Here is an 8,751-nt window from a genome sequence, read left to right as displayed (position 1 = left end):
GACGTGGCGGGCGGCGACGCCGAGCTGCGCGGCTGCACGCTCGCCGCCTGCGGCACCGGCGTACGCCTGGACACCCGGCACCGCCCGCTGCTGGACGGCTGCGAGGTGCGCGCCGCCACCGGCAACGGCGTCCACCTCGCCCGGGGCACCGGCGCGCTCCTCGCCGGGTGCACCGTCGACGGCGCCGCCACGGCCGGTGTCCGGCTCGACGAGGACAGCGAGGCGTGGATCGACGGCGGGTCCGTCACCGGCGCCCGGGGCAGTGGACTGGTCGTCTGGACCGGCGCGCGCCCCCGGGTGCGCGGACTGCGGATCGCCGGGGCGGGCAAGAACGGCGTCTACCTGCACGAGGAGGCCGCCGGGCTCTTCGAGGACTGCGAAATTTCCGGCGCGGGTTACCCGGCGCTGTACGCGGGCCCGCGCGCCCAAGCGGTCTTCCGGCGCTGCCTGGTGGCCGACTCCGGCGAGGACCTTTCCGCCGACGACACCGCCGCGCCGGTCTTCGAGCACTGCCGCAGCACCGGCGTCGACACGGTCTCGATGCCGCAGGACGGGAGCGCACCCGACGCCCGCCCGCACGGCCTGGCTCCCGCACCGCGCACGCCCGGGGCAGCGGCCCCCGGTGACGTCCCGGAGGACGCCGAGGACCCCCTGCCCTCGCTGCTGGCCGAACTCGACCGGCTCGTCGGCCTGGAGCGCGTCAAGGCGGACATCGCGTCGCTCACCAAGGTGATGCGGCTGGTCAAACAGCGTCAGGAAGCGGGTCTCCAGCCGCCGCCGCTCAGCCGCCACCTGGTCTTCGCCGGGAATCCCGGCACGGGCAAGACGACCGTCGCCCGGCTGTACGGGCGACTGCTCGCCGGGCTCGGGATGCTCGCGCACGGCCACCTCGTGGAGGCCGACCGCGGGGCACTGGTCGGGGAGTACGTCGGGCACACGGCGCCCAAGACCACCGCCGTCTTCCGGCGCGCGCTGGGCGGCGTGCTCTTCGTCGACGAGGCGTACGCGCTCGTCCCCCACAACCAGCCCTCGGACTTCGGGCACGAGGCGGTCGCCACCCTGGTCAAGCTGATGGAGGACCACCGCGACGACGTCATCGTCATCGTGGCCGGGTACCCCGAGGACATGGACCGCTTCCTCGGCTCCAACCCCGGGCTGGCCTCCCGCTTCACCCGCACCCTCAGCTTCGACGACTACACCTCGACCGACCTCGTGCACATCGTCGAGCACCAGGCCCGCAGCCACCAATACCGGCTCCACGAGGACACGGTGGCCGGACTGAGGGCCTACTTCGACGGCGTGGAGCGCACCGAGCGGTTCGGCAACGGGCGTACCGCGCGCCAGGTCTTCCAGCGGATGACCGAACTGCACGCCGAACGCGTCGCCGACCTGGCCGACCCGGGCCCGGAGGCGCTGACGCTGGTACTGCCCGAGGACCTGCCGCGTACGGCGGTGCACTCGTGAGGGCGGGGTGGGAAGCGGCATGGGGGCCGGTGCGGGGAGCGGTGCGCTGCCGTACGCGCCGGTCGGCGTACCGCTGCGCGCCCCGCCCCGCCCGGCGCCCCGTGTCAGTGCACCACCGAGGAGGCCGGCGGCTCGGGGAAGACGCAGGCGCGGTCCATCTGCGCGTACGTCTGCCCCGCCCTGTTCACCATTGCGAGGAACTGACCCGACAGTTCGAGGGAGTTGGCGATCTGCCAGAGCGCCTTCTCCATGGCGGGCTTCATCGAGGCGTAGAAGTGCTGCGCCATCTCGGTCAGTTGTGCCTGGCCCTCCGGGTCGGTGTCCCCGTCGGGCATGTTGCTGGTGCCGCCGCTGCTGTTTCCGGGGGTGGTGGAGTTCATCGCCGCGAGCGGCTGCGCTTTCTCCTTGGGGCCGAACATCTCGTACTCCGTCGCGAGAACCTTGCCGCGCAGGGAGGAGTAGGCCGCGGAGGAGGTGCGCAGCCCGCCGAGCATGGACTGCTCGGCGCCGCGCACACTGGGACCGTCCATCAGGAACGGCCCGCTCTGCGCGACGTCCTTCGACGTGCCGCCGGAGCCGCCCGGGTCCCTCGGCGGGAGGTTGAACGAGGGCGGGTTCTCCCAGGCGACACTCACCTGCGGGACGAGGTAGCTGAGGTCCTTGCCGGAGTCCTCGTCGGTTTTGTCGCCGTCCGACTGGTCGTTGTCCCCGGTCAGCGGACTGGTGTCGTACTTGGACGTGTAGGGGCTGGCCATCGGCCTCCTCCTCCGGATGTGCGGCGCGGGTGGCACCTCGGGTGTGTCGCCCGCCATGTTCGCACGTACCCGGTGTCGAACAGAACTCTGGAAACACGTATCTTGAAGAGGGCACGTGTTCCGCACGGCCGTACAGGACACCTGTCCCGCGACGGCGCGGGACACCGGGGCGGGGACACCAGACAGGGGACGGACATGGCTGACACTTCCACGGCACCGAAGACGGCGGCGCAGTGGGCCGTCGCGCTCTCCGAACTGCACAGCGCCATCGGCAAGGTCAAGGGATACTCCCACGACATCTCGGGCTATCTCGTGCAGATCGGCAACGAGTTCGACCGGCTCGGCGACAACTGGCGCAGCCCCGCCGCCGCCTCCGCCGAACCGGTCGCGGAGTGGTTCACCCGTTCCGCACGGGACCTGCGCGAGCTGCTGGAGGACATGATCCGGCGCATGCAGGCGTCGTACGAGAGTTACCTGGACGCGGAGACGAAGAACTACCACAACGCCACCTGACCCGGCGCCACCCGCACACCCACACACATCACGCGACGCACCGCACACCCGAACTATGCCCACCAGCACACTTCATCGCACACCCCCATCGCAGAGGGAGGTCCCCGTGGCTGACCCAGCCGACTACGACGCGGCGACCGTGTCGGTCGACCCGCAAGGCATCGAGGAGATCTCCAGGCGGCTGCTCGGCCTCGCCGACGACGTCGCGGACGCGGTCGAGAACATCGCTGACGCCTCCTTCCAGCTCCAGCTGGGCTGGGCCGGCACCTCCGCCGAGGAGGCGAAGGCGTTCAGTGAACGCTGGGACGCCGTGATGACCGAGATGTTCGGCTCGAAGAAGAACCCCGGCCAAGGCGTGCTCAACGTCATGGCCGGCGTCGTCGACATGGTCGCCGTCACCTTCAGCAACACGGAGGTCAAGCTGGCGCAGGCCTTCCACGACTTCACCGCCGCGCTCGGCTCCGGCGACAGCAGCGTGCCCACCTCGACCCCGCCGGATGCCCCGGCCAACCTCGACCCCGAGGATTCGGCCGTCCTGGAGGACTTTCCCAACTGATGAGCCAGACCGCCTTCCACCGCCCCGCCCGCGTCCTGCCGCCCTCGGTCCCCGAACAGCAGGTGCCGCTGCCCGCCCCGCCCCAGAAGACCGCCGAGAACCAGGCGTCCAGCTGGCTCTACCTGCTGCTGCCGCTGCTCAGCAGCGTCAGCATGGCCGCCTACATGGTCACCTTCGGGCGGCTGTGGATGACCATGCTCGGCGTCGGCTTCGTCGTCACCTCCGTCGGCGTGACCGCCTATGTACGTGCCCAGTCCCGCAACGCCAGCCGCACCACCCGGCTGCGCCAGCGCGACCGCTACGTCGAGTTCCTGACCGACATCCGTGCTCAGGCCCGCGCCTCCGCCGAGGCGCAACGCGCCGTCGCCGCCTTCCTCCAGCCCAGCCCGCACCGGCTGTGGGCGCTGACCACCGGCAAGCGCCGGGTGTGGGAACGCCGCCCCGGCGACGAGGACTTCCTGCGGCTGCGCCTGGGCCAGGGGCTCGGCGAGCCCGCCATGAAACTGACCTCCCACCGGCGGGGCGACCCCACCGCCGAGTTCGAGTCGCAGTCCCAGCGCGCCGCCGACCGCCTGGTGCGCGACTACGCCCGCGTCGGCCGCCAGCCCGCCTGGGTCGACCTCGCCCACACCGGGGTGCTCAGCCTCGCCGGGCCGGCCGAACGCACCGCCGAGGCGGTCGGCGCCCTGCTGCTCCAGCTCTCCGTCCTGCACGCCCCCGACGACGTCGCGGTCGCCGCCCTCGCCGAGGACGAGGTGCCCTGGGCCTGGGCCAAATGGCTGCCGCACGCGCGGGAGGCCGCCAAGGGCCCCACCCCCGCGCTCGCCCAGGACCTCGACGCACTCGCCGACATCCTGGAGACCCACCTGGAACGGGTCCGCGCCGAACGCGCCGAACAGACGGGCGGGTTCCTGCGCCGCGACACGCCCGCCTCCCGCCACCTCGTCGTCGTCCTCGACGGCTACCGGCCCACCGCCGACTGGGCCCGTTCCCCGCTCGTCGCCGAACTGCTCGCCGAGGCCGGACCCGCCACCGGCCTCCACGTCGTGTGCACCGTCACCCGCGATGCCGAGGAACCCGGCCGGGTCGACGCCCGCGCCCGGATCGCCGCCGACGGCACCCTCACCCTGGAGAGCCCCGACCCGGCCCTCGTCGGCGCCGTCCAGGACGCCGTGGCCGACCGCTGCCCGCCCGCCCTGGCCGAGCAGACCGCCCGCGCCCTCGCCCCGCTGCGGCTGGCGGGCGAACGCGAACAGGTCCTGGCCCGTACCGTCTCCCTCCCCGAAATGCTCGGCCTGGACCGCCTCGACACCCTCGATCCGCCCTCGCTGTGGCGCGCCCCCGAGGCCGAGGACCTGCTCCGGCTGCCGCTCGGCGTCACCGGTGAGGGCGAGCAACTGATCCTCGACCTCAAGGAGTCCGCGCTCGGCGGCGTCGGCCCGCACGGACTCGTCGTCGGCGCCACCGGCTCCGGCAAGAGCGAACTGCTGCGCACCCTGGTCACCGGGCTCACCCTCACCCACTCGCCCGACGAACTCGGCTTCGTCCTGGTCGACTTCAAGGGCGGCGCCACCTTCGCCGGGGTCACCGAACTGCCGCACGTGGCCGGGCTGATCACCAACCTCGCCGACGATCTCGCGCTCATCGAGCGGGTCCGCGCCGCCCTCCAGGGCGAGCAGCAGCGCCGTCAGCGGATGCTGCGCGACGCCGGCAACGTCGACTCCGTACGCGAGTACCAGATCCTGCGCGCGCAGGGCGCCACCGACGTGCACGGGCACCCGCTGGAGCCCATGCCGTACCTGATGATCGTCGTCGACGAGTTCGGCGAACTCCTCTCCCAGCGGCCCGACTTCATCGAGCTCTTCGTGCAGATCGGCCGCGTCGGCCGCTCCCTGGGCATGCACCTGCTGCTGGCCACCCAGCGCCTCGACGAGGGCCGGCTGCGCGGACTGGAGTCGCACCTGTCCTACCGGATCTGCCTCCGCACCTTCAGCGCCGCCGAGAGCCGCGCCGTGATCGGCACCACCGACGCCTACAAACTGCCCGCCATCCCGGGCTCCGCCTACCTCAAGGTCGACGAGTCGGTGTACGAGCGCTTCCGCGTCGCACACGTCTCCGGCGCCCACCGGGGCCCCGGCGAGGAACCCGCCGCCAGGCCCGAGACCGAGCCCCCCGCCCCCTTCGGCTGGCGCACCGCGCGGGACGCCCGTGAGGAGAGCGCCGAGACCGCCGACGAGCTGACCGCGCCCGTACCGCTGCCGGAGGCCGGCCGCCGCACCGAGATGCAGGCCGCCGTCGAGCGGATGCTGCCGTACGGCACACCCGTGCACCAGGTGTGGCTGCCGCCGCTCCCGACGACCGTCGAACTCGACTCGCTGCTCGGCCCGCTCGCCACCGGTAAGGAACGCGGCCTGCACTCCTCCCTCTGGCCCGAGGGCGGCCGGCTCAGCTTTCCCGTCGGAGTCGTCGACCTGCCCGCCCGCCAGGAACAGCGCGCCCTGCTCCTCGACCTCTCCGGCGCCCACGGCCACATCGCTGTCGTCGGCGCCCCGCAGTCCGGCAGGAGCACCCTGCTGCGCACCGCGCTCGCCTCCGCCATGCTGACCCACACCCCCGACGAACTCCGTTTCATCTGCGTGGACTTCGGCGGCGGCACACTCGCCGGGATGGAGGAGGCGCCGCATGTGTCGGGGGTCGCGGTACGCCACGACGAAGCCCGGGTGCGCCGGGCGCTGACGATCGTGCGCCAGCGCGTCGAGGAACGTGAACGCCTCTTCCGCGAGCTGAAGATCGACTCCGCGCAGGACTTCCGCCGTCTGCGCGAGCAGGGCGCCCTGCCGGAGGGCACCGACGGCGCCGACCTGGTCCTCGTCCTGGACAACTGGGGGGCGGTGCGCGGCGCGGTCGAGGAGGCCGACGAGATCGTGCAGGACATCGCCTCGCGCGGACTCGGCGTCGGCGTTCACCTGATGCTCAGCGCCAACCGCTGGAACGAGATCCGTGCCGCCTTGCGCGACAGCATCACCGGCCGGCTGGAGCTGCGGCTCAACGATCCCGGCGAGTCCGAGATCTCCCGCACCGCCGCCCGCGGCCTGCGCGCCGTCGTCCCCGGCCGGGGCATCATCGCGCCCGGCAACATGTTCCACGCTTCGCTGCCCCGCGCCGACGCGCTCGCCGCGGCCGAAGGGCTCACCCAGGCGCAGCAGCGGCTCGTCACCGAGCTGCGGACCGGCTGGAACGGCACCGAGGCCCCGCCGCTGCGGGTGCTCGGCGAGCACATCGACGCCGGAGAACTGGCCGCGGCCGTCGAGGCGGCCCACCCGCGCGGCGCCGGTCTCGGCACCGGCGACGTACCCGTGGGCCTGCGCGAGGCGGACCTCGCCCCCGCCGTGCTCAACCTGGAGAAGGAAGGCGGCCCGCACTTCCTCGTGCTCGGCGAGACCGGCTCGGGCAAGACCGAGTTCCTGCGCTCCTGGATGCGCCGCATGGCCGCGACCCGTTCCCCGTGGGACATCCGCTTCGTCGTCGTCGACTACCGGCGCGGCCTGCTCGAATGCGTACCGGAGGACTACATCGGCGCGCAGGCCGGCGAGTCCGCGTCCGCCGAGGTGTACGTCGAGCAACTGGTCGAGAAGCTGCGGGAACGTACCCCGCCCGCCGGGATCAGCGCCCGCGACCTGCGTGCGCGCAACTGGTGGACCGGCCCCGAGCTGTACCTCGTCGTCGACGACTACGACCTCGTCTCCGGCGGGGCCGGGGGGCGCGGGCCCCTCGCGCAGGTGACCGACTTCCTCGCGCACGCCGTCGACATCGGCTTCCACCTGGTACTGGCCCGCCGGATCGGCGGCGCCTCCCGCTCGCTCACCTCCGATCCGCTCGTCGCGCGGCTGCGCGAACTGGGCACCGGCGGCCTGCTCCTGTCCGGCGACCCGCGCGAGGGCGCGCTGCTCGGGGACCACCGCGCGGCCCGCCGCGCCCCGGGCCGCGGCACGCTCGTCTCGCGCAAGGAGGGGGTGGTGATCCAGGCCGTGCACGACACGCCGGAGCAGTCCACGGAGCCCACCACGGAGCCCCGCCGCTCCGGCCCCGCCACACAACCCGCCCCGTCCGCCCCGCAATTCCCGCCGGTCACCGCCGTCTGACGCGGGGGCGCCCCGCGCGGGCGCCCCCGCACCTCCCCCGCCGCTGTTCCGCTGAAAGGTCTCGTCCTCCCATGGCTCAGTTCGACACGGGTCCGATCCGGGACTTCGCCGCGGAGTGGATTCAGTACGGCGACGGCCTCTACGAGCTGGCCCAGTCCATGAAGGATCAGATGGACGGGATGCAATGGAGCGGCAAGGCGGCCGTCGCGGCCCGCGAGGGCTTCGGGTCCGGGGAACAGAGCGTGCGCTCCTCGATGCTCGCCGCCGCCGACATCGCCTGGAAGACCGGCGAAGCCCTCAACATCTACGCCGACGAGGTCGACAAGGCCGTCAAGGAGATCAACAAGCAGCGACTGGTGGCCGCGCTGGCCAACATCTTCGGCCTGGCCCTGCTCGGCCTGACGGTCGGCGTCGGCATCCTGCTCATGCCCTACCTGGAGATGTTCGCCGAGTGGGCCACCGCGGTGATCAACCTCGCGGAACGCTCGGCCGCCGAGATGTTCGGCATCGAACTGGCCGCCTTCGCCGCCGAGACCGTCATCGCCTCCGGCCTCGGCCTGGGCTCGGACCTGCTCATCCAGCTGATGGCCAACGCCGCGGCCGGCGAGAAGATGCACATCGACTGGGCCAACGAGGCGTGGGCGATCGGCCTCGGCGCCGAGGCCGTGTTCGCCACGAAGATCGGTGAGAAGTGGCTGGACCCGGCGGTCCACTCCCAGCCGCACACAGCCCCCACCGCCACGGGCGGCACGGGCGAGGGCCCCGGCGTACCGGTACCGGCCAGCAACCTGCCCAAGGACGGCGGCGCGGCGCCCGGTTTCTCGGGCCACACCGTCGAGAACCCGCCCGCGCACACCCCCCTGAAGACCACCGAGCTGCCTCCGAGGGGCACCCGTCCCGCCGGTGCCGAGGCCCCGGCCCCGCACCCGGTGACCTCCGGCCCGAACCGCACCTCCGCCGCTGCCACCGGCGAGACCACCCCCACCACCGGCACGCCCGCCCCGGTCCGCTCGACCGCCCAGAACTCCGCTCCGGCCGGGACCGGCGTACGCTCCGGGGCCGATCCGGTCCGCCAGGACACCGCCCCCACCCCCCACGACGTCCCCGGCGGCGCGAAGCCCGAGGAGGCGACGGCGCCGACCGGCCCGGGCCCCGGCGCCGGGGCGGTACGTGCCACCGCCCCCGAACCCTCCGCCGCCGCCGGTCCCTCGGGTCCCGGCGGCGCCCGGAGCGGTGACGGCGCGACCCGGCCCGCTCCGGACAACGGTGCTGTACGGGCCTCCGGCGACGACCCGGACGGCGCCCGGGGCCCTCTCCACGG

At 73.2% G+C, this 8,751-nt stretch carries 5 protein-coding genes and 1 pseudogene; 5 read left to right on the top strand and 1 reads right to left on the bottom strand.

All coding sequences use genetic code 11. The annotated features are described in order from the left end of the window. On the top strand, positions 1–1,464 hold a 1,464-nt coding region (locus G3I42_RS21420; protein ID WP_164288291.1), incomplete at its 5' end, for an AAA family ATPase. 104 nt (positions 1,465–1,568) lie between these two features. Here G3I42_RS21420 and G3I42_RS21415 read toward each other — a convergent pair. After that, a complete protein-coding gene (locus G3I42_RS21415) occupies positions 1,569–2,219 on the bottom strand; it encodes a hypothetical protein (protein WP_164288289.1) in 651 nt (216 codons plus the stop codon). A gap of 195 nt (positions 2,220–2,414) precedes the next feature. Here G3I42_RS21415 and G3I42_RS21410 point away from each other — a divergent pair, with 195 nt between their 5' ends. The 4 genes and pseudogenes from G3I42_RS21410 to G3I42_RS21395 form a co-directional block, all read left to right on the top strand. Continuing rightward, the gene (locus G3I42_RS21410; protein ID WP_164288288.1) at positions 2,415–2,732 is read left to right on the top strand and encodes a WXG100 family type VII secretion target; all 318 of its coding nucleotides are present in this window, start codon (positions 2,415–2,417) and stop codon (positions 2,730–2,732) included. A gap of 106 nt (positions 2,733–2,838) precedes the next feature. Further along, positions 2,839–3,288, top strand: coding sequence for a WXG100 family type VII secretion target (locus G3I42_RS21405; protein ID WP_164288286.1), 450 nt, complete (start codon positions 2,839–2,841; stop codon positions 3,286–3,288). Beyond that, positions 3,288–7,430, top strand: coding sequence for a type VII secretion protein EccCa (gene eccCa, locus G3I42_RS21400; RefSeq protein WP_164288284.1), 4,143 nt, complete (start codon positions 3,288–3,290; stop codon positions 7,428–7,430). Before G3I42_RS21405 ends, eccCa begins: the two co-directional genes overlap by 1 nt. Before the next feature lie 71 nt (positions 7,431–7,501). After that, positions 7,502–8,751 (top strand): annotated as a pseudogene (locus G3I42_RS21395) (hypothetical protein); the annotation flags it as partial.

It is taken from the genome of Streptomyces sp. SID11385 (assembly GCF_010548245.1).
In the GTDB taxonomy this organism is placed as follows: domain Bacteria; phylum Actinomycetota; class Actinomycetes; order Streptomycetales; family Streptomycetaceae; genus Streptomyces.
This window is presented reverse-complemented; position numbering and strand designations above follow the sequence as displayed.